This is a genomic window from Bacillus capparidis (genome assembly GCF_017832095.1).
GTDB classification, from domain to species: Bacteria; Bacillota; Bacilli; order Bacillales; family Bacillaceae; genus Bacillus; species Bacillus gobiensis.
Map to the genome: position 1 here is coordinate 320,304 of NZ_JAFDST010000004.1, position 25,651 is coordinate 345,954.

22 protein-coding genes, 4 pseudogenes and 1 riboswitch are annotated in these 25,651 nt (G+C 41.3%); of the genes and pseudogenes, 2 read left to right on the plus strand and 24 right to left on the minus strand.

The genetic code is table 11. The features are described from left to right. Positions 1 to 86 precede the first annotated feature (86 nt). The 5 genes and pseudogenes from JOC74_RS17180 to JOC74_RS17195 form a co-directional block, all read right to left on the minus strand. Positions 87 to 585, minus strand: a pseudogene (locus tag JOC74_RS17180) (GNAT family N-acetyltransferase). Positions 586 to 589: 4 nt separating this feature from the next. Further along, positions 590 to 1,679, minus strand: a pseudogene (locus JOC74_RS17185) (IS3 family transposase). 138 nt (positions 1,680 to 1,817) lie between these two features. Then, on the minus strand, positions 1,818 to 2,276 hold the full coding sequence (locus tag JOC74_RS24185; RefSeq protein WP_312883838.1) for a hypothetical protein: 459 nt from the start codon (positions 2,274 to 2,276) through the stop codon (positions 1,818 to 1,820). A 17-nt stretch (positions 2,277 to 2,293) separates the two neighbouring features. Further along, on the minus strand, positions 2,294 to 3,160 hold the full coding sequence (locus tag JOC74_RS24190; RefSeq protein ID WP_312883839.1) for a relaxase/mobilization nuclease domain-containing protein: 867 nt from the start codon (positions 3,158 to 3,160) through the stop codon (positions 2,294 to 2,296). Positions 3,161 to 3,185: 25 nt separating this feature from the next. Continuing rightward, a pseudogene (locus JOC74_RS17195) lies at positions 3,186 to 3,847 on the minus strand (hypothetical protein). Here JOC74_RS17195 and JOC74_RS17200 point away from each other — a divergent pair. Then, positions 3,842 to 4,372: pseudogene (locus JOC74_RS17200) on the plus strand (oxidoreductase); the annotation flags it as partial. The pseudogenes JOC74_RS17195 and JOC74_RS17200 overlap by 6 nt on opposite strands. 398 nt (positions 4,373 to 4,770) lie before the next feature. Here the strand turns inward: JOC74_RS17200 and JOC74_RS17205 are convergent. After that, on the minus strand, positions 4,771 to 5,085 hold the full coding sequence (locus JOC74_RS17205) for a YerC/YecD family TrpR-related protein (RefSeq protein ID WP_053605756.1): 315 nt from the start codon (positions 5,083 to 5,085) through the stop codon (positions 4,771 to 4,773). A gap of 210 nt (positions 5,086 to 5,295) precedes the next feature. Next, complete coding sequence (locus tag JOC74_RS17210; protein ID WP_053605755.1) at positions 5,296 to 7,038, minus strand: adenine deaminase C-terminal domain-containing protein; 1,743 nt, start codon at positions 7,036 to 7,038, stop codon at positions 5,296 to 5,298. A 108-nt stretch (positions 7,039 to 7,146) separates the two neighbouring features. Here JOC74_RS17210 and JOC74_RS17215 point away from each other — a divergent pair, with 108 nt between their 5' ends. Then, positions 7,147 to 7,404: a YgaP family membrane protein gene (locus JOC74_RS17215; protein ID WP_053605754.1), complete on the plus strand. Its 258-nt coding sequence runs from the start codon at positions 7,147 to 7,149 to the stop codon at positions 7,402 to 7,404. A gap of 195 nt (positions 7,405 to 7,599) precedes the next feature. Here JOC74_RS17215 and purD read toward each other — a convergent pair whose 3' ends face one another. The 17 genes from purD to guaA all read right to left on the minus strand — a co-directional run bounded on the left by purD (position 7,600) and on the right by guaA (position 25,610). Continuing rightward, positions 7,600 to 8,868, minus strand: a complete 1,269-nt coding sequence (gene purD, locus JOC74_RS17220; RefSeq protein WP_211086237.1) for a phosphoribosylamine--glycine ligase — start codon at positions 8,866 to 8,868, stop codon at positions 7,600 to 7,602. 14 nt (positions 8,869 to 8,882) lie between these two features. Further along, the gene (purH, locus tag JOC74_RS17225) at positions 8,883 to 10,421 is read right to left on the minus strand and encodes a bifunctional phosphoribosylaminoimidazolecarboxamide formyltransferase/IMP cyclohydrolase (protein WP_053605752.1); all 1,539 of its coding nucleotides are present in this window, start codon (positions 10,419 to 10,421) and stop codon (positions 8,883 to 8,885) included. Positions 10,422 to 10,437: 16 nt separating this feature from the next. Further along, on the minus strand, positions 10,438 to 11,007 hold the full coding sequence (gene purN, locus JOC74_RS17230) for a phosphoribosylglycinamide formyltransferase (protein WP_053605751.1): 570 nt from the start codon (positions 11,005 to 11,007) through the stop codon (positions 10,438 to 10,440). After that, positions 11,004 to 12,044, minus strand: coding sequence for a phosphoribosylformylglycinamidine cyclo-ligase (purM, locus tag JOC74_RS17235; protein ID WP_053605750.1), 1,041 nt, complete (start codon positions 12,042 to 12,044; stop codon positions 11,004 to 11,006). The genes purN and purM overlap by 4 nt, the downstream gene beginning before the upstream one ends. A gap of 29 nt (positions 12,045 to 12,073) precedes the next feature. Beyond that, on the minus strand, positions 12,074 to 13,501 hold the full coding sequence (gene purF, locus JOC74_RS17240) for an amidophosphoribosyltransferase (RefSeq protein ID WP_053605749.1): 1,428 nt from the start codon (positions 13,499 to 13,501) through the stop codon (positions 12,074 to 12,076). Next, complete coding sequence (gene purL / locus JOC74_RS17245; protein ID WP_053605748.1) at positions 13,477 to 15,708, minus strand: phosphoribosylformylglycinamidine synthase subunit PurL; 2,232 nt, start codon at positions 15,706 to 15,708, stop codon at positions 13,477 to 13,479. Before purL ends, purF begins: the two co-directional genes overlap by 25 nt. Beyond that, positions 15,692 to 16,375: a phosphoribosylformylglycinamidine synthase subunit PurQ gene (purQ, locus tag JOC74_RS17250; protein WP_053605747.1), complete on the minus strand. Its 684-nt coding sequence runs from the start codon at positions 16,373 to 16,375 to the stop codon at positions 15,692 to 15,694. Before purQ ends, purL begins: the two co-directional genes overlap by 17 nt. Further along, the gene (gene purS / locus JOC74_RS17255) at positions 16,372 to 16,626 is read right to left on the minus strand and encodes a phosphoribosylformylglycinamidine synthase subunit PurS (protein ID WP_053605746.1); all 255 of its coding nucleotides are present in this window, start codon (positions 16,624 to 16,626) and stop codon (positions 16,372 to 16,374) included. Before purS ends, purQ begins: the two co-directional genes overlap by 4 nt. A gap of 1 nt (position 16,627) precedes the next feature. Continuing rightward, positions 16,628 to 17,344: a phosphoribosylaminoimidazolesuccinocarboxamide synthase gene (purC, locus tag JOC74_RS17260; protein WP_053605745.1), complete on the minus strand. Its 717-nt coding sequence runs from the start codon at positions 17,342 to 17,344 to the stop codon at positions 16,628 to 16,630. A 78-nt stretch (positions 17,345 to 17,422) separates the two neighbouring features. Next, positions 17,423 to 18,718 carry an adenylosuccinate lyase gene (gene purB / locus JOC74_RS17265; protein ID WP_053605744.1) on the minus strand — a complete coding sequence of 432 codons (1,296 nt, stop codon included), beginning with the start codon at positions 18,716 to 18,718 and terminating at the stop codon, positions 17,423 to 17,425. Beyond that, a complete protein-coding gene (purK, locus tag JOC74_RS17270; RefSeq protein WP_225970298.1) occupies positions 18,715 to 19,866 on the minus strand; it encodes a 5-(carboxyamino)imidazole ribonucleotide synthase in 1,152 nt (383 codons plus the stop codon). The genes purB and purK overlap by 4 nt, the downstream gene beginning before the upstream one ends. Then, on the minus strand, positions 19,850 to 20,338 hold the full coding sequence (gene purE, locus JOC74_RS17275; protein ID WP_053605742.1) for a 5-(carboxyamino)imidazole ribonucleotide mutase: 489 nt from the start codon (positions 20,336 to 20,338) through the stop codon (positions 19,850 to 19,852). Before purE ends, purK begins: the two co-directional genes overlap by 17 nt. Positions 20,339 to 20,470: 132 nt before the next feature. Next, positions 20,471 to 20,572, minus strand: a riboswitch (purine riboswitch). A 78-nt stretch (positions 20,573 to 20,650) separates the two neighbouring features. Next, positions 20,651 to 20,848, minus strand: coding sequence for an NETI motif-containing protein (locus tag JOC74_RS17280; RefSeq protein ID WP_053605741.1), 198 nt, complete (start codon positions 20,846 to 20,848; stop codon positions 20,651 to 20,653). Further along, positions 20,848 to 21,399, minus strand: coding sequence for a DUF2179 domain-containing protein (locus tag JOC74_RS17285; protein ID WP_053605740.1), 552 nt, complete (start codon positions 21,397 to 21,399; stop codon positions 20,848 to 20,850). The genes JOC74_RS17280 and JOC74_RS17285 overlap by 1 nt, the downstream gene beginning before the upstream one ends. A gap of 168 nt (positions 21,400 to 21,567) precedes the next feature. After that, on the minus strand, positions 21,568 to 22,389 hold the full coding sequence (locus JOC74_RS17290) for a DUF6574 domain-containing protein (RefSeq protein WP_053605739.1): 822 nt from the start codon (positions 22,387 to 22,389) through the stop codon (positions 21,568 to 21,570). Between the two features lie 234 nt (positions 22,390 to 22,623). Further along, on the minus strand, positions 22,624 to 23,916 hold the full coding sequence (locus JOC74_RS17295; RefSeq protein WP_053605738.1) for an NCS2 family permease: 1,293 nt from the start codon (positions 23,914 to 23,916) through the stop codon (positions 22,624 to 22,626). Between the two features lie 152 nt (positions 23,917 to 24,068). Further along, positions 24,069 to 25,610: a glutamine-hydrolyzing GMP synthase gene (gene guaA, locus JOC74_RS17300; RefSeq protein ID WP_053605737.1), complete on the minus strand. Its 1,542-nt coding sequence runs from the start codon at positions 25,608 to 25,610 to the stop codon at positions 24,069 to 24,071. Positions 25,611 to 25,651: the final 41 nt, after the last annotated feature.

The window sequence follows — 25,651 nt, forward strand, 5'->3', positions numbered from 1 at the left end:
TTCAACTAAAGCACCCGTTTGTTGAATAAACGAAAGAAAAAACCAACCAAAAAAAGCTGGTTTTTTTAAGCTCAAATGGTTCTACGTTATTGATTAACATAAAATTGTTCAAGCTTCAGAATAAATTCTTCAACATCCTTTCCTCGAGCGTTGGAAAAACCCTTATCCTCAGAGGTAATTCTAAATCCGCATTTTTCCAAGACCCGAATGGAGGCAATGTTGTCTTTGGCGGCACGAGCAAAAAGCGGGCGTATCTTAATATAATTCAGAAACTCAGATAACGCCTTAGTTGCAATCCCCTGACCCCAATATTCTTTTCCAATCCAATAACTGACTCCAGGTTCACCGAACTGTTCAAAGTTCGAGATGTGACCCGAGACTTTTCCATTGAAAATGATAGTCTTAATGGTAATAGTCTCGTCGGCTATAATTTTTGTCCAGTGGTCCATAAATGTATCCTTATCCGATGGGTCCTTAGCTGTGAAGGCAGCGATATAGTTCGCGGTAGAATCGAGTTTCTTGCTCGAAGAAGGTAGGGATGTCTTCCTCTGTGACATCTTGGTATGTCAACACTAAACTGGGCAAATTTTTAAAGGTGCATTAACTTGAATCCAGACGGTGTTTGATAGTCCAATGATCCATGTATTCGGATATTATTAAACCAGTTCACGTAATCAAAAAGTTCAAGGTCAAGTTCTTGCTGGTTAGAGAAAACCCTTCCATGAATGAATTCGGTTTTGATTGTTTTAAATGTTGCTTCAGCGACGGCATTGTCATACGGTGTACCTTTTTCACTCAAAGATCTCTCGATTTCAAACGTTTCTAATACCTCATCTATGTCTTGGTTCTTAAACTCTTTGCCACGATCTGTGTGGAATAATTTAAGGCTCTTTAAATTGTATTTTACTGTGGCGAAGGCGCGTTGTCCCAATTCTGCATTCTTTTGTGGTCCAGCGCTGTATCCGATAATCTCCCGATTATATAAATCAACTAATATACAGATATAATGCCATTTCTGCTGGACTCGAACGTATGTTAAATCACTCACAATCACTTTGAGTTTCTGGTCTTGTTCAAATTCTCGATTTAACACATTTTCTACTTCCGACTCATTACAGCTTGTGACTGTATACTTCGAGACAAGACCTTGCTCGTTCATGATTCGTCCAATACGACGTCGTGAGACTTGACACCCAAGCTTTTCAAGCTCTTTTTGATCTTTCTCTGTCCATAAATATTTCGGCTGTTTTTAAAGATATCTATCACCATATTCGTCAGTTCTTCTTCATTGTTCTCACGAATTTTGGATTCATAATAATACGTACTTCTTGGAAGTTGCAGGACGGCACACATTGCTGATACCGAGTATTTGTGACGATTATTTCTAATCACATCTACTTTCGTCCCATGATCAGCGCAGCTTGCTTTAAAATATCGTTTTCCATCATGAGCTTTTGATTTTCTTTACGAAGTCTTATTAACTCTTCTTGTTCAGGGGTACGATTGTCTTTTTCTTGAAAGGAACCAGATGTCTGGTGTTGACGAACCCATTTATCAAAGGCCGAAGGCGTCAGGTCATATTCTTTGATAATTTCACTCCTTGGTTTACCTGAAGCATGCAACTGAACAATTTGTTCTTTAAACTCTTTTGTGAATGTTCTTCTTTCTCTTTTCGTCATATTGATTTCCTAAGTTTTTATTTGAATCAAGTGTATATGACCTTAACTTTTCTGTCCAACTAAGTGTAACCTATCCACTACTACTAACTAGCCCTTATAGTAAGAAATATAACATAGATGCCCCTTTTCCTTTGAAATTCACCTCTCGATATCCTGTTTTTTCTGCTGTTGTCTCTTTTTAACTTGCTCTTGATGCTGCATTTCCCTTTGAATTTCTCTTTGCTTTTCTGCATTTTTCCCGAGATTCCCGTAAAATATATTGCGATCCTGTTTAAGCATAGACACTTTAGCATAAAGGCTGGATTCATCAGTAATACTGTATTGTTTTTTTAGATAACTCATATTCCGTTTTGCAATATCATATTGCTTAAATTTTGAATAATTTTCTTGTTTAAATTGAGTTTTATCTTCGGACTTTTTATAAGCCTGTATTAATGAATAGCTGTTTTTATAAACAGCAAAACAATCTTTCATTTTATCCAGTTTATATATTTCATCATCAAATAAAGTAAGCTGTTTTTTAAAGTTTTCGATTAAATGATCTTTCTTTAATTCAAGCTCATTAAGTTCTTCCAGTGTGATATTTTTCTTATACAATTGGCTGCTGATCTCATTTAAATAGTCGATATTTTTTTCGTGGCCCACCTGTTCAAACCTCTATTATTTATGAATTTTGCTTGTGATTTGTCGATCCATTGTTTATCAATTACCGACTGCTTAATAGGACCATATTCTTTATTCTCAATCCTATATTTGATTGAGGATTCCAAGTAGTTGATTCCTAATGTTTTTGTTCGCATAAATTTATTTGATTTTGGATTTTTGAAAGATAAATATTTTCCTTGTTTGCTTTCATATCCTTGCTGATCCATCAGGTTCAAAAAATTTTCAAATGAATTAGCTTTTTGAATAGTATTGTCAATAATTCCTTCTAATGTTCCTTTAAATGACTTCTTTTTAGCCCTTGAAACATACTCATTAAATGCTAAATATTTATCCTTTTTCTTTCCTTTATTTTCAATAATGAATAAGCCATGTTCTTTAGATACTCTGTCATTTTCCCTTCTTAAATCATACAGTGAATGTTGCCTGCTGCTATCAAACATTTTTAAGTCCTGAAAGTTAATCGAGTTGAAAATAATATGGTTATGAAGGTTATCTGTTTCGGTATGAGTGATAACGGTATATTGGTGTTTGCCTTTGAAGTAATTCTCTGCTAATTCAACTCCATATTGATGTGCTTGTTCAGGTGTCAAATTATCATCACCATCAAAAGATTGGATAATCATTCTTGCTGATAATTTTTTATTGCTATTATTCTTTTCATTGTAATCAAGCAAAGTAAGTTTAAAATCCCTTTCGATTGTTTCAACATCACATTCATAAGAGGTTACCAATTCTTCATTCGTTTTGTGTTCCTGAAGGCTGTAATTAACTACGGCTTTCAGGTCTTTTACTGGTTGAATCTTGACAATGGACATTCGGATACCTCCAAAAAGAATCTGCTTAATAAACCTCGTATTTATCTAATATTTCTTTAAATGAAAACCAATCATCATCATCAAAAATATTATCTAATTTTGCAAGTTTCATTTTTAATTTTTGAGTATATATAAATATCTCATTTGCAAACTCAATAAGCTTTTCATTATCCAGTGAGAAAATTGTATCTCCATATAAATACTCCCAAACATAATCCTCAATTTCCTTGTCTTGTTGTGGTGACTTCTCGAGTGCTTGAACAACATAAATAAAGTCATCTTTTATCTGTTCATATATTTCCTCTAAAACAATCTTTTTGGGTACTTCTAATTGTTTTTGTTGTAATGCTTTTATTAAATTTTCCTTGTCATTTAAATTTAAATTTTCACTGTTGAAATTCTTCTTCAAGTTGAGAAGCCTGTCATATTCTTTATTCATTAGATTTATGATGATTTTTTGATTTGTTTTTAAAAAATCAATGTCACTATCTGAATAAAATCCGTCTGTATTTATCCTGCGGATTAAGCTGTTAATATTTTTCCAATGTAATTTATTTCTCTTGCTAAATTTTTATAAACGCTCATATCAACATTTAATTTAAAATGGCTTTTTGCACTTTCTAAAAGGAAAGCAGAAACATAATTATATCCAAGTTGTTTTGCTTTGTTTTGTATAAATTCTCCCATGGTTACCTAATCCATCAATTCCACTCCCCACTTACAAATAATAGGGAGGACGAATATGGACAGGATCTAACCAAGTTTGGCCGGGAAATCATTCAAGCAGCTAAAGCGGAAATACCTATCGATATGCCTCTAATGATGCGTATCTCTGCAAAGGAATATGTAGAAGGTGACTATGGAATAAACGAAAGTATTGCATTCTCTCGAGTTTATCAGGAAGCTGGAGTGGATATATTTGATATTTCTTCTGGTGGAGAAGGTCAAATCGCAGCTTGGGGAAGACCAGGAACACATGCAGCTTATCAAGTGCCGTTAGCTAGACAGATCAAAGAAGCGCTTTAGGTTCCGGTGATAGCTGTCGGCAGACTGGATGATCCAAAGTTAGCAAATGCAATTATCGGGAACGAAGAAGCAGATCTGGTTGCTGTCGGAAGAGGTATGCTGAGAAATCCTTATTGGACATTGGAAGCTGCTAAGCAATTGAAAAAAGAAACAAAAGTTCCGACACAATATTCTACAGGATTTTAAAAAATTGACAGGGTTTAACGAAGGGTCTCATATATCAAAGATAAAGTGATCATCATTACGGTAGATTCAGTGGCATCAGATATCTTTCTTGCTAAAAGAGGTGCAAAAGTTGTTTTGGCAGCAAGAAGTGATTGATTCAAGGGGGCTGTCCAATAAGTCGCTTTTTCGACTTTTGGAAGCCCTTTTTCATATTCGAGAATGTTGGTATATCAACATTCTTGAATTTTAAATTTTATCGGATTCCCCTTTCGGACAGTCCGTTAGATCAATAATTGTTATGGTTTAAAATCTATACTTTTAAAAAATTCAACCGAGAATATCTTGATTTACCAAGCAACCTGGCTGCGGTTCAGGGTGAAAAAAATAAACCACCTGCAATCTTGCAAGTGGTTTGACGGTTATGTGGCTTTCGATTCGGAATCCTGTTCCTTTATGCGATCAAGTGCCATCTCATAAGCATCATTTCCGTAGTTTAAGCAACGTTTCACTCTTGAGATCGTTGCTGTACTGGCACCGGTTTCAGTTTCGATTTTGTGATAAGTATATCCTTCTCTGAGCATTCTTGCTACTTCCAGACGCTGAGAAAGAGATTGAATTTCGTTTACAGTGCACAGATCATCAAAGAAACGATAGCATTCCTCTAGATCTTTTAAAGATAGTATGGATTGAAACAATTGATCGAGCTCTTTGCCGCGTAATTTATCGATTTGCATCGCTATACACCTACTCCTTTACCTGATGAAAGTTCGATTAGATTAGGCACACTCGAGATATGTGGTTTATCTAATGCAGTTAAGCCGTTCATTTCAAAAATGTCTCATATAATCGTACATATAACTTTTACCATTTGTAATGTGATTTGTACAATAATCTACATATCTTTGCATTTAGATAATAATGGATTGTTCCTACACTTTTATATTTTAACGCATTATTGACGGAAAGAGTACCGTTTTTTTCATTACATCGAAGATTCCTCTCGGTGTGACACGAATATAAGGCAGATGTGTACTTTGCAAAAACAATAATGTATAGATCGGATCAGGAAACTTGTAGCCCCTGTCCTTCAATAGGTCTTTTAGCTTCTGCTCCTGAACAAGCAATATATCATACGGAGCAGAGGATGCAGCGCCTCCCAATTGAAGGGGAATTTCATGGATAACTTTCCCGTTCTCAGCAAGCACTATCCCCCCTCCTATTTCTTTGAGCCGCTCAAAGGAGAGGAGAATATCCTCTTTATTTTTTCCAATGGCAAAGATATCCCCCGTATTGGAGTATGAGCTTGCAAAACCTTGTACATGTGTGGCGAAGCCTTTAATTATTGTATTCACACGCCACTTCCCTCTTTTATCCAGAAGAACGAGATAGCTCTCATCGTGGCTAAAAGAAAGCTGATTTCCTGTATGCTCAAGAGAGAGTGAATATGGCTCCAGAATAACTGAATTTCTCATTTTCACGCCAAGCGGCATCGAAAATTGCAGGTCATCAAGTGTCATTGAATAAGAGAGATTCATAGGCTTAATCCCGCATTTTTCCCATTCCGTTTTCACAAATGCATCCTGATTATGTCCTTCCTTCACAAGAAATTTCCCTTTTGATATTACGTATTCCGGATTCGGGTTCGACGGGTCGGATAGAATATTTAATGTGGCCAATCTTCCTGGAGCTATGACGCCGGTCAGGTGCTCAAGATGAAAATATTTTGCTATGTTAAAGGAAGCCATATTATAAGCATCTATTTGTGGAACTCCTTCATCCAAGGCAATAGAGATTAATCGGTTCATCATACCCTCTTTGTAAAAATTAGGTGTTGACCCGTCAGTCGTGTAAAACAAATGATCATAAGTCCTGAAATTTTTCTCATGAAGCTCGCGAAGTATGCTTCTGAGATCCGGCCGAATGGACGAGTGCCGCAAGCCAACATACAGACCAAGCTCCAAGCGTTTCATGACATCCTCGCCTGTCATTGCTTCATGATCACAATCCACTCCGAAAAGTTTCATTTTTGTTAGCGTTTTCAAAGAAGCTCCTGGAAAATGCCCCTCTATCCGTTTTCCCTGTTTTTTCGTTTCAAGCATGCAATGGAGAATTAAATCGTCTCCATCCAACACTCTTGGCCAGCTGGTCAATTCCCCACCTTGAAGGACATCGGGGTGTTCAATCCATTTTTTTCGATAATCAATTGATAATACCTCATCCTCATTTTGAACCTCGGTTTGTAAATCATATCTCGACCACCAATAATACTGAACAGGCTGACGGCTTAGCTCTTTCAATATAGAAAGCGCTTTCTTTTTTCCGCACTGAAGAAGCAGGAATAGGTTATCATTTACGAATGTCGTCGTTCCAAATCGCGACGCATATTCAGCTAACGATTGGGGATTATATAATTGAAAAGGATGGGCATGAGGCTCGATATATCCAGGGACAATGTATTTATTATCACATTCAATGATATTTTTTGCATCCATATCATTGGGAAGATTCGGTCCAACATACACAATTCTATCCTTATGTATCCAAATGTTTGCTTTCTTCCATGTTCTTAAAAATGGATTTAACACATTTGAATTTTGCAAAAGGAGTGTCGGAAGAATTTTTCCATCTATGATATCTACCTGAGTCCGAATTTGACGATTTTTCCAATAAAAGTTACTCTCGGACATTCGCAAACCCTCCTTACGATTTTTACATAATCCTATCACAAATTAAGCGCTTACGCATTAATGTGATTTCACATTTTTTAATTCTATGATAAGGAGTTGAATATTATTATGAAACCGAACATCAATTTAATAAATGCTTTGTTTAGAATTGCTTGCGGATTGACATTGCTCACGATTGCAGGCGCTAATTTTTCAAAAAAGCCTTGGTGTAAAGGATATGTTATGTACATGTTTATAGGAGCACTGAAAGCAGCTTCCGGAATGCTTCAATTCTGCCCTGTCACTTATGTTTGTCAAATGACGGCAAATGAAGGATCTAATGATAATGATAAGGAATCAGAGTCGGCCACCTTTAATCCTTCATAATGGATGGTGATGATTGGACTAAAATTGTGCATTTGGATGTGGGGATGAGGGAAATGCGCATTTATCCCGTGGATCATGTAATTCCAGCTGAGATCCGTGTGCAATTACCTAGTCTCTTACTGTAAAAAAACAATCGACTTCTTTCTCCATAGTTCAAAAACACCTCCACAGCAGATAAACTGTGGAGGTGTTTCGTTACTTATTTTTTGCTTTTATAGCGCGGGTGCCGATATCTTTTCGATAAAACAGCCCCGGACAAATTAGCTCGTCAATGGCTTCGTATGCAGTTTCCCTTGCTTCTTCAAAGGTTTCAGAAAGGGCAGTCACGTTTGCCACCCTTCCCCCGTTTGTTACAAATTGGCCATCTTTATGTTTCGTTCCTGCGTGATAGACGATTACTCGCTCCTGCGTCGTAACTAAATCACCGATCGGAGTCCCGTTTTGATAGGTTCCCGGGTACCCTTCAGAGGCAAGCACGACGCTGACAGCCGCGTTATTTTTCCATTTTAAATCAACTTCACGGTCATTTAGCAAATCAAGGATAACCTGAATAAGATCAGACTCCATTCTCGGCAGAACAACCTGAGTTTCCGGATCTCCGAATCTGGCATTAAATTCGATGACCTTTACTCCATTTTTCGTCAGCATCAGTCCGGCATAAAGCACGCCTGTGAATGAACGGTTTTCTTTGACCATTGCTTTAGCACAGGGATTCAAAACAGTCTCAACTGCAAGACTGACAATGTCTTCAGAAATTTGCGGTACCGGGGAATAAGCGCCCATTCCGCCGGTATTCGCCCCTAAATCATTTTCAAATGCTCGTTTATGGTCTTGGGCAATCACCATAGGATAGACTTTTTCTCCTTTGACAAAGCCCATCAGCGAAAATTCTTCTCCTTCAAGGTATTCCTCGATAACTACAGATGCACTCGCATCACCAAAGCGGTTGTCCTCAAGAAAATCATAAAGACAGCTGACCGCTTCTTCTAGCGTCATTGCTACAGTAACACCTTTTCCAGCGGCAAGTCCGTCTGCTTTGATCACAATCGGAGCGCCCTTTTCCTCGACGTAGCTCTTTGCCTGTTCAAAGGAAGTAAAGGTTTCATATTCCGCTGTCGGGATCTTGTACATTTTCATCAGATCCTTGGCAAATTGCTTGCTTCCTTCAATGATTGCTGCTTGTTTTGAAGGGCCAAATACAGGAAGGTTTTCTTTTTCAAACTCATCCACAAGGCCTTCGATCAAAGGTACCTCTGGCCCTACGATTGTTAATCCCACATTGTTTTTCTTTGCAAATTCTATCAGGCCTGCGTGATCACTTTCTTCAAGATCCACCAAGGCAGCGACGTCCTTCATGCCATCATTTCCCGGAGCGGCAAAAACCTGTTCCACTATGCTGCTCTCTTTCGCTTTCCAAGCAATGGCATGCTCTCTTCCGCCTTTACCGATAATTAGTACATTCACTTAAGCTCACCTCATTAATGTTTAAAGTGGCGTACGCCTGTAAAGACCATGGCAATGCCATATTCGTCTGCTTTTTTGATTGATTCCTCATCGCGGATCGAACCGCCTGGCTGAATAATGGCTGTAACGCCGGCTTTTGCAGCTTCTTCGACTGTGTCTGGCATTGGAAAGAACGCATCGGACCCAAGCGCACTGCCAGTTGCTTTCTCACCGGCCTGCTCTATGGCAATCTTTGCTGAACCGACACGATTCATTTGTCCTGCGCCAACGCCTACTGTCATATTATCCTTTGCAAGAACGATCGCATTGGATTTCACATGTTTAACAATATTCCAGGCAAGCTTTAAGTCTTCCCATTCCTGTTCTGTAGGTTCTCTTTTCGTTGGAATCGAAATTTTCGCATCATCGAGCTTTAAAGTATCTGTATCTTGAACAAGAAGCCCTCCTTGCACGGAAGTGAGCTGCTTCTCCTTTGATTCAGGAGCATCGACATCAACGGTCAACAAGCGAATATTCTTTTTGCTTGTTAAAATCTGAAGGGCGTCACTTGCAAACGATGGAGCAATAACGATTTCCAGAAAAATTTCATGGAGCATTTCAGCTGTTTCTTTCGTAACCTCTCGATTCAGTGCTACGATTCCTCCAAAGATCGAGGTTGGATCTGCTTCATATGCTTTTGTATATGCTTCTTTAATCGTTGCTCCAGTCCCTGCACCGCATGGGTTCATATGCTTTACGGCAACTGCTGCCGGCCCCGTGAATTCACGAAGGATTTGCAGGGCAGCATCAGCGTCCTTAATATTATTGTAAGATAACTCTTTACCATGAAGCTGCTTCGCCTTAGAGATAGAACCTGCGCTCGGGAATGCGCTTTGGTAAAAGGCAGCTTCCTGATGAGGATTTTCTCCATAGCGGAGGGACTGCTTTTTCTCATAAGTGACCGTATACTGCTCAGGTTCAGTCTCACCGACATAAGCTGTAAGGTAGTCAGCAATCAAAGCGTCATAAGCAGCGGTGTGGCGGAAAACCTTTGCTGCAAGCTCACGGTTTTTCTCAGCTGTCACAGCACCAGTTTCCTTGATTTGCTGAAGGACGGACTCATAATCAGCCGGATCGACAAGAACAGTCACATCCTGATGGTTCTTCGCTGAGGCGCGAAGCATCCCTGGACCGCCGATATCTATATTTTCGATCGCTTCTGCAAACGTCACATCTTGTTTAGAAATAGTTTCTTTAAACGGATACAGATTCACAACAACTAGATCAATCGGCGTAATGCCATGCTCATTCAGCTGAGCCATATGTTTTTCGTTGTCTCTAACAGCAAGCAGACCGCCATGGATATTTGGATGAAGCGTTTTGAGCCTGCCATCCATAATTTCCGGAAAACCGGTAACATCTGAAATACCGATTGTTTCAACCCCGTTTTCCTGCAGGAGCTTATTCGTTCCTCCTGTGGAAATGACTTCAATGCCAAGTGCCGTTAATTCTTTCACAAAAGGCACAAGGTCTTTTTTATTAGAAACGCTAATAAGTGCTCGTTTTACCGTCATGTCTTGTCACCTCAGGTCAATTTTGTTGAAGAAGCTTTTTTATGACTTCCGGGTATAATTCGTGCTCGAGTTTATGCATTTTGTTCTCCAGCTGTTCTCTCGTTTCGCCTTCTTGAATAGGCAGAGCTCTTTGGGCAATAATCGGTCCTGTATCCATTCCCTCATCTACATAATGAACGGTAATTCCCGTCACTTTTACCCCTTGTGTTAATGCTTGTCCGATGGCATCCTTTCCCGGAAAGGCAGGAAGCAAGGAAGGATGAATATTCACAATTCTTTGCGGATAAGCGCGCAGCAAGGTGCTTCCTATCAATCTCATGTATCCTGCAAGGATAATCCACTCTACTTGCCGAAGCTTTAACTGCTCCAAAATGGCCGTTTCAAATTCCTCTTTGCCAGCAAAGGATTTGGGCTGAAACGCGTAGGTCGGCACACCCGCTTTTTCAGCCTTTTCTAATACCTTTGCATTTGGTTTATCAGAAACAACAAGAGCAATTTCGGCATCCCAATTTTCAAGTGACAATCGATTGCATATTGCTTCAAAATTTGAGCCTGTTCCTGAAGCAAATACAGCTATTTTTTTCATAAAGAATTGACTCCGCTAATCGTAACCCCGCTGCCTGCTTGAACACGGCCGATTACATATGCTTTTTCGCCATTTGACTCAAGAAGCTGAATCATCTCTGCCAAATCCTTCTCTTTAATCGCGAGAACAAAACCGATTCCCATATTAAAGACGTTAAACATTTCTTCCTCGCTCATGTTTCCCTTTTCCTGCAGAAAAGGAAAAATAGGAGGAACAGGCCATGAGCCGTTATCAATTTCAATTCCCAGACCTTCAGGCAGCATCCTCGGGAGGTTTTCAATAAATCCTCCTCCGGTTACGTGGGCCATTCCGTCGATCTTGCCAGTGTTCAAAGCCTCAAGTACAGGTTTTACATAAATTTTCGTAGGCTCAAGAAGCTCTTCGCCAAGCGGACGATTAAACGGAGAATAGCTTTTATTCAAATCCAATCCTGCTTCTTCTAACAGAACTTTACGAACAAGGGAAAAGCCATTGCTATGGAGTCCGCTAGAGCTCAGACCGATTAAAAGATGGCCGGCTTCTATTTTTTTACCCGTAACGATTTCGTCTTTTTCAGCCACACCAACTGAAAAACCAGCGATATCGTATTCCTCTTCTGAGTACAGCCCCGGCATTTCGGCCGTTTCGCCGCCGACAAGAGCTGACCCTGATTGTTCACATCCGTCGGCTACACCTTTGACGATGGCTTCTATTTTTGCCGGATCTGCTTTACCGACTGCAAGATAATCCAGGAAGAATAAAGGCTCCGCTCCTTGAGCAAGCACGTCATTGACACACATAGCTACGGCATCAATTCCGATCGTATCGTGTTTGTCCATTTGGAACGCAAGCTTCAGCTTCGTTCCTACTCCATCAGTGCCGGAAATAAGAACTGGTTTCTTATAGGACAGCTCAGATAAATCAAACATGCCCCCGAAGCCTCCGAGTGCACCCATTACTCCTGCACGCTTCGTACGCTCGACATGCTTTTTCATGCGTGTGACGGCTTCATATCCTGCTTCAATATCCACACCTGCATTTTTATATGCTTCAGACATCAGTGTCACTCCCTTAGGTCGATGATCGATTACTTGTTTAATACGGCTTCTTTTACATGCGGAAGAACTGTGTCCTGATAAATTTCAGTAGGGTATTTGCCCGTAAAGCAAGCGAGACAATGGCCACGCCGTTCTCCTTCATATTGTCTTCCGACTCCGTCCAATAGCCCATCCACACTTAAAAAGGATAGCGTATCTGCTCCGATTTCTTTGCGAATCTCTTCAGCAGAATGGGATGATGCAATCAATTCTTCATGAGTTGACGTATCGATCCCGTAAAAGCACGGGTGCGCGATCGGCGGCGAGCTGATTCGTACATGTACTTCCGTTGCCCCGGCTTCCCTGAGCATCGTGACAATTCTCCTGCTCGTTGTGCCGCGGACGATTGAGTCATCTACCATAACGACACGTTTCCCTTCTACAACTCCGCGCACTGCAGAAAGCTTCATACGTACACCTTGCTCTCTTAAAGCCTGTGATGGCTGAATAAACGTCCGTCCGACATAGCGGTTTTTAATCAGGCCAAGCTCATACGGGATTCCGGTTGCTTCGGCAAATCCGATCGCTGCTGAGATGCTTGAATCAGGTACTCCAGTGACAACATCTGCCTCAACAAAAGCTTCTTCAGCCAGTTTTTTCCCAAGATTTTTTCTCGCGCTATGAACATTTATTCCATCAATATTACTGTCCGGTCGCGAAAAATAAATGTATTCCATACTGCAGATTGAACGGTTAATATTCATCGAGAAGCGATCTGATGTCAGCCCTTCATCATTAATAATCAAAAGCTCTCCCGGCTCCACATCACGCAAATAGGTTGCGCCTACCACGTCAAAGGCACACGTTTCAGAAGCAACGACATAAGCATCGCCGAGCATCCCGAGAGAAAGCGGGCGCAATCCGTTTGGATCAAGGGCCACAATCATTTCAGTCTCTGTCATGAGTAAGAAAGCATAAGCCCCTTTAAGCATACTGAGTGCATTCTTTACCTGATCCTTCAATGTAAAATGGCCGCTTCGTTTAATTAGATGGGCAAGGACTTCTGTATCTGATGTCGTCTGAAAAATGCTGCCTTGTCCTTCAAGCTGATGCTTCAAATGTGTCGCGTTGACAAGATTTCCGTTATGGGCTAGCGCAAGGCCTCCGTTTTGGGAACGGAAAAGGAGCGGCTGGACATTTTCATAGCCGCCTCCGCCTGCTGTTGCATAACGGACGTGTCCGATTGCGCCTCTTCCTTTTAGATTATTTAATTCTCCATTGCCAAAAACTTCAGTTACAAGCCCCTGACCTTTATGAAAAGACAGATTATCGCCGTTCGTACAAACAATACCGGCTCCTTCTTGCCCTCTATGCTGAAGGCTGTGCAGCCCGTAATACGTTACTTGTGGAGATTCTTCGTGCCCCCAAATTCCGAATAAGCCGCATTCTTCATTTAATCCCTTGATTTCAGCAAACATGGGATAGCTCCTTTCCACGCTTGTTCTAGCTCATCTACGCTCGCGTGAATCATTTGTTTTCCATCTTTATCTGCAACAGAAAGCACGCCTGACGAAGTAACTTCACCAATCAAATTCGCATCGGGGATGATTTTTTCAAACGAGTCTTTATCTTCTTTTTTCACAGAAACGACAAATCGGGATTGAGTTTCACTGAACAGATTAACAACTGCATCGCCAAAAAGTTTAATTTCCGCGCCTAGACCATCCGTAGACATGATGCTTTCAGCAAGTGCCACCGCAAGGCCGCCTTCAGCAAGATCATGAGCAGATTGGACAACACCGGAACGAATCGCTTTGAGTAGCGAATCCTGGCGTTCTTTTTCAATCTTTAAATCTAATTCTGGAGCTTTGCCGAAAATGCGTCCCTCAGTAAGCTTTTGCAGCTCGCTGCCGGCAAATTCTTCTTTTGCCTCGCCGATGACGTAAACGGCATCGCCCGCTTGCTTAAATGCTTGAGTCGTAATATAATCCGTGTCTTCAATTAATCCAACCATTCCTACAACCGGAGTAGGGTAGATGGCTGTTCCGCTCGTTTCATTATATAGAGAAACGTTACCACCGATGACTGGAGTATTTAGGATGCTGCACGCTTCACTCATTCCGTCAACCGATTTTTCGATTTGCCAGAAGATTTCCGGTTTTTCCGGATTTCCGAAATTTAAGCAATCTGTAATAGCAAGAGGGGTTCCTCCCGAGCAGACGATGTTTCGCGCTGCTTCAGCAACAGCAATGCGACCACCAACCTCTGGGTCTAAATACAAGTATCTGGAGTTGCAATCCGTTGTCATCGCCAGAGCTTTTTTGGTGCCTCTGATTCTTAAAACCGCCGCATCTGAACCGGGCGCAACAACCGTATTGGTTCGAACCATATAGTCATATTGGTCAAATACCCATTCTTTGCTTGCAATGGTTGGCTGCTTTAACAAATCAAGCAAGGTTTGCTTTGCATTAGTTACTTTAGGCACTGGAACAATTGTTTCAAGGAATTCTTGATAATATGCCGGTACTTTCGAAGGCTTATGGTAAACAGGTGCTTCTTCAGCCAAAGCATCGACAGGAAGCTCAGTTACGACTTCTCCTTTATGCAGAAGACGAAGCATTTTATCATCTGTAACATGGCCTACCGATACGGCTTCAAGGTCGTATTTCTTGAAAATATCGACGATTTCTTGTTCACGTCCGCGCTCGATTACTAGCAGCATACGCTCCTGAGATTCAGACAGCATCATTTCATAAGGAGTCATTCCTGTTTCCCGCTGAGGAATCAGATCGAGGTTCATCTCAATACCAGAGCCTGCTTTACTTGCCATCTCTGCGCTTGAGCTTGTTAAGCCTGCTGCACCCATATCTTGAATTCCGACAAGTGCATCGTTCTTGATTACTTCTAAGCAGGCTTCCAAAAGAAGCTTCTCCATAAACGGATCTCCCACTTGGACCGCCGGACGCTTCGAATCTGATTCATCCGTTAACTCTTCAGAAGCAAAGGTGGCGCCGTGGATTCCGTCGCGGCCGGTTTTCGCTCCTACGTACATAACGGTATTGCCAACGCCCTTCGCTTGGCCTTTTTGAATATCATCATGATTGATTAAACCGACACACATGGCGTTGACAAGCGGATTTCCTTCGTAGCAATCTTCAAATTGGATTTCTCCGCCGACTGTCGGAATGCCGATACAGTTTCCATACCCCGCAATTCCTGCCACTACTTCTTCAAACAAGTATTTCACGCGAGGTGAAGTCAGTTCGCCAAATCTAAGCGAATTTAAGATTGCAATCGGGCGGGCTCCCATTGAAAACACATCACGAATAATTCCGCCGACTCCTGTAGCAGCCCCTTGATAAGGCTCAATGGCTGACGGGTGGTTGTGAGATTCGATTTTAAATACGACTGCTTGATTATCGCCGATATCGACAATTCCCGCTCCTTCTCCAGGACCTTGAAGAACCTGAGAGCCTTCTGTCGGGAATTTGCGAAGCACAGGCTTCGAATTTTTATAGCTACAGTGCTCGGACCACATAACTGAAAAAATACCGATTTCTGTGTAATTTGGCAGCCGTCCGATGATAGATTCAATTAACGCGAACTCTTCATCACTGACACCCATTTGCCTATAGAGCTTTTCTTCTTTAATCTGTTGTTTACTTGGTTCAAGCAGTAGTGACATGAGTTTCCCTCCAATTTTTCACGATCGATTGAAACAGCTTCAGACCATCCGCGCTTCCAAGCATGGAATCCACCGCACGCTCGGGATGGGGCATCATCCCCAGAACATTCCCGTTTTCATTCACAATCCCCGCAATATCTTCGAGGCTTCCGTTCGGATTGTCTCCATAAACAAAAGCGATTTGATTGTTTTTCTTTAATGATTCTAACGTCTCTTCGTCACAATAATAATTTCCTTCGCCATGGGCAATCGGAATAGTAATGGACCCGTTTTTTCCGTACATGCTTGTAAACATTGTTTCGTTATTCTCTACGACCAGCTCAACAGGGCGGCAGATGAATTTCAGATCTTTGTTTCTTCTCATGGCACCAGGAAGGAGGCCTAATTCAAGCAGCACTTGAAATCCGTTGCATACACCGAGAATGGGCTTTCCTGCATTTGCAGCTTTTTTCACTGCCTTCATCACATTGGAAAAACGTGCGATGGCACCAGAACGCAAATAGTCGCCGTAGGAAAATCCGCCGGGAAGCAGAATGCCATCATAGCCGTCGAGATCTGTTGAATCATGCCATACGTAGTCTACTTCTTCGCCAAGCTCATCGGCGATGGCATGGTACATATCAATATCACAGTTTGAGCCCGGAAATACTATGACCGCAAATTTCACTGTGCGACAACCTCCTCAACCTCATATGTGTAATCCTCAATGACCGTATTTGCCAAAAGCTTTTCGCACATTTCTTTTACCAATACATCAAGATCTTTATTAGACTTTTCAATGGTCAGTTCCATGTATTTACCGATACGGACTTCTTGAACCTCTTTGTAGGACATGCTGTGCAAAGCGTGCTGCACTGCAGTTCCCTGTGGATCCAATACGCTCTCTCTTAACGTTACAAATACTTTTACTTTATACATATTACTGCCTCCTTAGTCTTTTAAAAATCTCTTCATATGCATCTGTTAGCTGCCCTAAATCTCTTCTGAACACGTCTTTATCCAGCTTTTCATTCGTTTCTGCATCCCATAACCTGCACGTATCGGGAGAAATCTCATCTGCCAAGAGCACTTGGCCGTTATTATCGATACCAAACTCAAGTTTGAAATCTATTAATCTCACATTGCAATCTGCAAAAATTTGAACCAGCTCTTGATTGACCCTTTTCGTAATAGATTTTATTGTGTCTACTTGTTCAGGAGTTGCCGCTTTTAATATCCAAATATGATCTTCTGTAATGAGCGGATCACCAAGAGAATCATCCTTGTAGTAAAACTCAAGTAAAGGCTGCTCCAATGCAATGCCTTCCTCTATCCCGAGTCGCTTTGCCATGCTTCCGGCAGTAACATTCCTAACAACTACTTCTAAAGGAACTATCGTAACTTTTTTGATAAGCTGTTCGGTTTCAGAAACTCTCTCCACGAAGTGGTTTTCAATCCCTTGTTTATCAAGCCACTCGAAAATCAAGCTTGAGATTTCGTTGTTTAATCGTCCTTTTCCAGCAATCGTCGCTTTTTTTTCCCCATTAAAAGCTGTCGCAGAATCCTTGTAAGAAACGAATAGAATATCATCATGATCTGTTTTAAAAATCTGCTTCGCTTTTCCTTCGTATAAAAGTTCCTGTTTCGTTATGTTCAAGAAAAGGCCTCCCTAATAGCGTTTTGGCAAAAATGTTGACAGGACTGCCCAGGAAAAGAGGCTGTCAAACTAGCCTCTTTAAGATAATCCAAGACGTTCAAAGATCAAATCAACGTTCTTCAAGTGATAGTTATAATCGAAGCAATCATCAATCTTCTCAGCAGACAGACGGGAGGTAATTTTCTCCTCCGCTTCAACCAGCTGGCGGAAAGGAACTTGCTTCTCCCATGCTTCCATTGCTTTTGGCTGCACTGTGTCGTATGCTTCTTCACGAGATAGACCAGTATCGATTAAAGCAAGCAGTACGCGCTGGGAATAAATCAATCCAAGTGTCCGATCCATGTTTCGTTTCATATTTTCAGGGAAAACCGTTAAGTTCTTAACGATGTTCGCAAATCGGTTCAGCATATAGTTAAGGGCTATTGTCGCATCCGGCAAAATAATTCTCTCAGCGGATGAGTGGGAAATATCTCTTTCATGCCAAAGCGGAACGTTTTCGTAAGCCGTTATCATATGACCGCGGATTACACGGGCGATTCCAGTCATATTTTCTGAACCGATCGGGTTGCGCTTATGAGGCATAGCCGATGATCCTTTTTGGCCTTTGGCGAAAAATTCTTCTACTTCACGAGTCTCACTTTTTTGCAGCCCGCGAATTTCAACCGCAAATTTTTCGATGCTCGTTGCAACAAGAGCAAGGGTTGACATATAGTCGGCATGACGGTCTCTTTGCAACGTTTGTGTAGAAATAGGTGCTGCTTTCAAGCCCAGCTTTTCACAGACGTAAGCTTCAACAAAAGGGTCAATGTTCGCGTAGGTTCCGACCGCACCAGAAATCTTGCCAAATTCAATTCCGGCTTTTGCCTGCTTAAACCTTTCCAAATTGCGCTTCATTTCTTCGTACCAAAGACCTAGCTTGAGGCCAAATGTTGTCGGTTCAGCGTGGACTCCGTGTGTACGTCCCATCATCACTGTATACTTATGTTCCATAGCTTTTTCTTTTAGTATGTCAATAAATCTCTCAATATCCTTGAGCAATATGTCATTTGCCTGTTTTAATAGATAGGAAAGAGCGGTATCAACTACGTCTGTTGAGGTTAAGCCGTAATGAACCCATTTCTTTTCTTCTCCAAGTGTCTCTGAAACAGCACGGGTAAATGCAACAACATCGTGCCTTGTATCTTGTTCGATCTCAAGGATGCGATCGATATCGAATGAAGCATTCTCGCGCATAACAGTTACATCGTTTTTCGGAATTACCCCGAGCTCCGCCCATGCTTCACAAGCTAATAACTCAACCTCAAGCCACGCTTGAAATCGATTTTGATCTGTCCAAATCGCAGCCATTTCAGGCCTTGAATAACGTTCTATCATCTTTGGTCAACCTCCGCATAGTTCGTCCATTTTGCTGTTAATTCTTTTATCAAGTTTTCATTCGGTTCTCTTACAAATGTGATATGTCCCATTTTTCTTCCCGGCTTCGCTTCATGCTTGCCATAAAGGTAGAGCTTTGCATCCTGCAGCCAGTTCAGGTTTTCTTGAATCAATTCAATTTCTTTGCCTAACATGTTTACCATTACTCCTGATTGCAAGAGTTTCGTTTTCCCAAGAGGAAGGCCGCATACTGCGCGGATATGCTGTTCGAATTGGCTCGTCTCGGTTAAATCGAGTGTATAGTGCCCGGAATTATGAGGCCTTGGCGCCAATTCATTGACATACAGCTTTCCGTCCTTTGTTAAGAACAACTCTACAGCAAGTGTTCCTACAAGCTTTACATGTTCAGCAAGCTGAATCGCAAGCTCCGTTGCCTCTCTCTGAACCTCTTCTGCTGCTCTGGCCGGTACAATAGACTGAAACAGCACGTTGTTTTTATGAATATTTTCTGCCACAGGAAAGGTCGTCATTTCTCCCGTAACCGATCTTGTCACAATGACAGACAGCTCCATTTCAAATGGAATCCAGCTCTCCAATACACACGTTCCATGCTCCAGAAGCTTGGCCGCCTCCGTCAGTTGTTCTTTGCTCCTAAGTACATGCTGTCCTTTGCCGTCGTAACCGCCACGGCACGTTTTTAAAACAGCAGGAAAACCAAGCGCGTTTAATCCGCTTTGCAGATCCTCGATACTATGAATGACCCGATAAGGCGCCACAGTACATCCCGCTTGTTCAATTCCCTTTTTTTCTGTTTCCCTGTTTTGCGTCATTAAGAGCAGCTCACTTCCTTGAGGAAGATAAGCATTTTCTTTTAACCAAACAAGCGAGTCATAGTCGATATTTTCAAATTCATACGTAATGACGTCACTGATTTCAGCTAGCGATTGAATGGCATCGAAATCGCCGTAGCCAGCAGTAATTTCTTGATCAGATACCTGGCCGCACGGAGATCCCGGAGTCGGGTCTAATACCGCTACTTTATACCCCATGTTTTTGGCGGAAATCGCCATATGCTTGCCAAGTTGTCCTCCCCCGATTATGCCGATTGTTGATCCAGGTAAAATCAATTGATTAGACAAGCTGATCACTGCTTTCCATGACTTTTTCTTTTAATAGTTCTCTTCTTTCATCAAGCTTCAGTGCAAGCTCTTCATCGAATGCAGAGAGAATTTGGGCAGCAAGCAAACCGGCATTGGTCGCACCTGCCTTGCCAATCGCAACTGTCGCTACCGGAATTCCCCCCGGCATTTGCACGATAGACAGCAATGAATCCATTCCTTGCAAGGCTTTGGATTGAACCGGTACGCCGATAACAGGAAGAGTCGTTTTTGCTGCGACCATACCAGGTAGATGCGCCGCTCCTCCAGCTCCTGCAATAATTACTTTTAACCCTTTTTTTCTGCCTTGTTCTGCATATTCAAACATTAAATCCGGCGTACGATGTGCAGAAACAACTTTTTTTTCATACGGGATTTGAAGCTCGTCAAGTATGTCACACGCGTGCTTCATCGTTTCCCAATCTGATGCGCTTCCCATGATGACGCCCACTTTAGGCTGCATACCGATTTCACCCTCTATCACTTCTTTATTCCATAAAAAATGCCCGTTTCTGATGCAATTCTATTAGGAAGCAGCACAAAACGAGCATGGTTGGCTATCGCAAGTCTCGTTACCTGTGATATCCATGTCTGTTATAGGTTCACTTTCCTTCATAGTCCAATGATTTAAGGTCATTGGGTAGAGACTTATGGGCCGTATTCCCAAGATTATATGAGGTCGTGTTCATTTGTCATGTTTATCTTAACAACACACAAATCAATTGTCAACGAAATTTCGAACGATATTATTATCTATCCAATTAATGTTCGGTTTTTAACTCAACTTCCCTTCAAAAATCGTTTTTTTGCCGTGTGGAACAATTTGAATAGCTCCATTTTCTGTTTGTTCTTTGAAAATCGGCTCTTCCATTTTTCTTACAGGCAAGTACCCTTCTTTTTTCATTTGGTCAAGCACCTGCTCGATCGTTTGCCCTTCATTCACTTCAAATCGTTTCTTCTTTGGCTTGGACATTATTTTTTGATTCTCCTTTTCTTAACGGCCTTCACCCAGAATCCGCCATGGATTGTTTTCGGTTCATAGGAAATAATAAATGCTTTGCTGTCGAGATTATTAATCGTTTCATAGAGCTGCAGCTCATATTTTCTCGGCGTCAGGATCTGCATGGCTGTCCGGTCTCCTTCTAGTCCCCCAGCTACCCAGTTGGTTACTCCGTATCCTTTTTCCCTCAGCTGTTTTGGAAGGTCCAAGTCCAGTTCTTTCGTAATCACATTTACAGTAATATACCCGAGTGCCAGCTTTTCTTCGATTTTCATTCCGACAATCACGCCAATGCCAAATCCAATCGCATAGGCCAAAATATTTTGGATTTGATTTAAGTTATTTAAAACCAGCCCTAAACCTATAACGTAAACAAAAACTTCAATCGTACTAATAAAAGCTGCCATGTACCGTTGGCCTTTAAGAGTTAAAATGATTCGAATGGTGTTAAAAGAGACATACACAATATTAACTAAGAGAATAATCAGAATCATTAAAAAACTGTTGGAAAGTATAGCTTCCATGCCATGCTCCCTCCTGACTTTTGCTTCTTTTTAAAATGTAGAAACAAGTTATATTTTACCTTTGATTACGCACAATGTAAAAAACAGTCCTTCTATACATTAAATATTTCCTCTTTACGCTAATAAAAAACACGGCGCTTAAAAACGCCGCGTCTATCCTTTTCTCACTTAAAGAGGAATAAGCGAAGATAATAGATAGTCCGAAATAAATCTCCAAATGAAACCCACAAACGCTGCCTGAATGAGCAAAGCTATACCCGCACAATAGAACAAGTCTATCAGCGGCCGACTACTGCTTTTATACGCACTTTCAATTAGAGCATAAATTGAAAACAGATAGTAGCAAAATCCGAAGACAGATAGAATTGATGTCAAAAAAATCAAATGCGGTATTGAAAACACCATCCATAGCAGTGTGAGTGTAGTTACAGGAACAAAGAGAACACTTAATCGATTAAGTACATTTCTAAACGCAAATGGATATCTAATTATATATTTCGAAACGACCCAAATCGAACCGGCTGAGATTAGCAGGAATGTGAAAGCAAATAATAGCACGAAAAAGAATGCCTCATAAAACGGGTAAGAAACACCGAATCCAAGCACTCGCTCCCTGCTTGCCCGCAACTGAATAAAATTCCCAAGGGAAAAAAGCACAGTAAAAAGAAACAATGAAACATATCCATATTTCGCGCTTTTTTCATCAGCAGCCCTCATTGCAGCCAGAGGGCTTTTCAATACGGAATAAAAATAGCTTAAGTAACGCAAAACAGATCCGCCGAAAGCCCTGAAGCCAGATACATATTTATTCGCAGAGGGCTTCTCGCTGTTTTTCGTTCGCGTTTTAGCTTTCGTTTGTTTTTTTGCTTGATTTCTCGAAACCCTCGATAAGCGGGATTGTTCTTCCACGGTTTCTTCCTCTACAGCGGAAGCTTCCTCCCGTTCATTATGATCATCGTTGTATCTATCTTTATTACGCATTTCTTCCATAATATTGATTCTCCTCGTTATTGAATAAATAAAAAAACCCGCAAAATATTCATCAAGCGAATCTTATTCTATATTAAAGTAACGAAAACTGCTGATTTCGTCAAAAGCATTTTTCGCATGCTATAACTAGACGTACGAACCAGTGCTTTCGTTTCAATAATGACTCTGGACATCGTTCAAATCAAAAAAACCGGCTCTGCCAAATAGGCTGAGCCGGCTCTTACCTTCTATCGCTCACTTTAAAAAGACAAAATACAAAATAAAAATCACAAACAATCCGTACATAATCGGATGAATTTCTTTTGCTTTCCCTTTGGCAATCATCGTAACAGGATAAAAAATGAATCCCATCGCAATTCCGGTCGCAATGCTATATGATAACGGCATAGCGATCATCGTTAAGAAAGCTGGCACGGCAATTTCAAACCGATTCCATTCAATCTTATTGAGTGATGAAACCATCAATACTCCTACAATAATTAACGCAGGTGCCGTTACTTGCGGTGTCACCACACCCAATAATGGTGAGAAGAAGAGCGACAATAAAAACAGCAAGCCTGTTACGACTGCAGCAAAGCCGGAGCGTGCACCAGCTGCCACTCCCGCTGTTGATTCAATATACGCGGTAGTTGTTGAAGTACCTAAAATCGCGCCGATCGATGTCGCTGTAGAATCCGCAAGCAACGCTTTTCCTGCTCTTGGAAGCTTATTATCCTTCATTAGCCCGGCTTGATTAGCCACTCCGACCAACGTTCCCGCTGTGTCAAAGAAATCAACAAATAAAAAGGTTAATATGACGATCAGCATATGAATGGTGAAAATTTGGTCTAAATTGAATAAAGCTTGTCCAAAGGATGGCTCCAGACTTTGAATCGGGCCGACAATAGCTTGAGGTGTCTGGATCAGTCCAAAGATCATACCGGCAATTGCAGTCAGAATCATTCCGATAAAAATGCCGCCATATACACGAAGAACCATTAAGATAATAGTCACGACCAAGCCAAATACAGTAAGCAGAGTTGTACCGCTTCGTATGTCTCCAAGGCCGACGAGTGTTTCCGGATTTCCAACGACAATACCGGATTCCTTAAAGCCGACAAAGGTAATAAACAAACCGATCCCCGCTCCTACCGCAAGCTTTAACTCATGCGGAATTGCATTAATAATTTTTTCGCGCAAGCCGCTTAAAGATAGGAGAATAAAAATAATACCTGAGACAAAGACACCCGATAAAGCGGTTTGCCAAGGAATCCCCTGACCTAATACGACCCCAAAGGTGAAAAATGCATTTAAGCCCATCCCCGGCGCCAGTGAAATCGGGTACTTTGCAAGAATCCCCATCACGAGGGATCCGATTGCAGCCGCTAACGCAGTTGCTGTAAAAACAGCATTAGGATCCATTACTTTTCCCAAAATGCTCGGATTAACAAATAATATATAAGCCATGGATAAAAAAGTTGTTAAACCACCGATAATTTCAGTACGAAAATTTGTACCAAGCTCGTCAAATTGAAAGTAGTTTTTCAAAGCATGGTTCCCCTCTCTATGAAATGAAATACTTAGTTGAATAAGAAATCGTTCTTATTTTATAAGATCACTTGGACATTTTACCAACAATCGATTTTGAATTCAATATAAAAACGGACATTATAGTGAATAATGTCCGTTTTGTTCGTAAATTATTCCCACTCAATTGTAGCTGGCGGCTTGCTGGTAATATCGTAAACAACACGGTTAATATGCTTAACTTCGTTTACGATACGTGTAGAAATTTTCTCTAATACATCCCATGGAATGCGGGCCCAGTCTGAGGTCATTCCGTCAATTGACGTAACAGCCCGGATCCCGATTGTGTAATCATACGTGCGGGCGTCACCCATTACCCCTACGCTTCGGATGTCAGGAAGAACAGTGAAATACTGCCAAATGTCTTTTTCTAAATCTGCATTTGCAATTTCTTCACGGAGAATCGCATCAGATTCCCTCACAATTTCCAGCTTTTCTTCTGATATTTCGCCTAAGACGCGAATTCCAAGTCCCGGACCTGGGAACGGCTGGCGCCAAACGATTTCATCAGGAATTCCCAGCTCTGTTCCAAGAGCACGAACCTCATCTTTGAAAAGCGTATTAAGCGGTTCTATCAGCTTGAATTGCATATTTTCAGGCAGTCCGCCTACATTGTGGTGAGACTTGATCGTTTGTGCCGTTGCTGTCCCGCTTTCAATGATATCCGTATATAGTGTTCCTTGGGCAAGGTAATCAATACCTTTTAATTTTTCAGCTTCATCATCAAATACATAAATGAATTCATTGCCAATAATTTTTCGTTTTTGTTCAGGATCCGAAACACCCTTCAGCTTGTCTAGGAAACGGTCCTTTGCATCCACCTTAATCACATTCATTTGGAATCCTTCGCTAAAGGTTTTCATAACGCCTTCTGCTTCGTCCTTACGAAGAAGTCCGTGATCGACAAAGATACAGGTGAGCTGGTCACCAATTGCCTTGTGTATCAAAACAGCAACAACCGAAGAGTCAACGCCTCCGCTCAGGGCACATAAAACGTTTTTATCCCCGACAGTTTCACGGATTTTTTCCATTTCGACTTCAATAAAATTTTCCATTGACCAATTTCCATTACATTGACAAACATCAAACACAAAATTTTTCAATAAATCATTGCCGTATTCCGAATGGCGAACTTCCGGATGAAATTGAACACCATACCATTTTTTATCTTTTTTGCTCATTGCTGAATTCGGACAATGGCGGCTTGTCGCGTCAACAGAAAACCCTTCTGGCACTTGAACCACTAAATCTCCGTGACTCATCCAGACAACTTGTTCATTCGGGAGGCCTTTGAACAAATCTGGTTCTCCCTCAATATGTATGTCAGCTTTCCCGTATTCACGTTCGGAGGCTGCTTCAACTTTTCCTCCAAGATAATGAGTCATAATTTGCATGCCGTAGCATATCCCTAAAATCGGAATATCAAGTTCAAATATTTTTTCATCACAGCGAAAGGCTCCTTCATCATTAACGCTGTTCGGCCCGCCGGATAAGATAATTCCTTTCGGGTTCATTTGCTTGATCATGTCGGCAGTTAATGTATGTGGATGCAGTTCACTGTACACACCGAATTCTCGGATTCGCCGGGTAATTAATTGATTGTATTGACTACCGAAATCAAGGACAAGAACCATTTCATTCGTGATGTTCGTCATAATATTACACCTCTGGTATTTTATAGTATCGAAGAAAATAA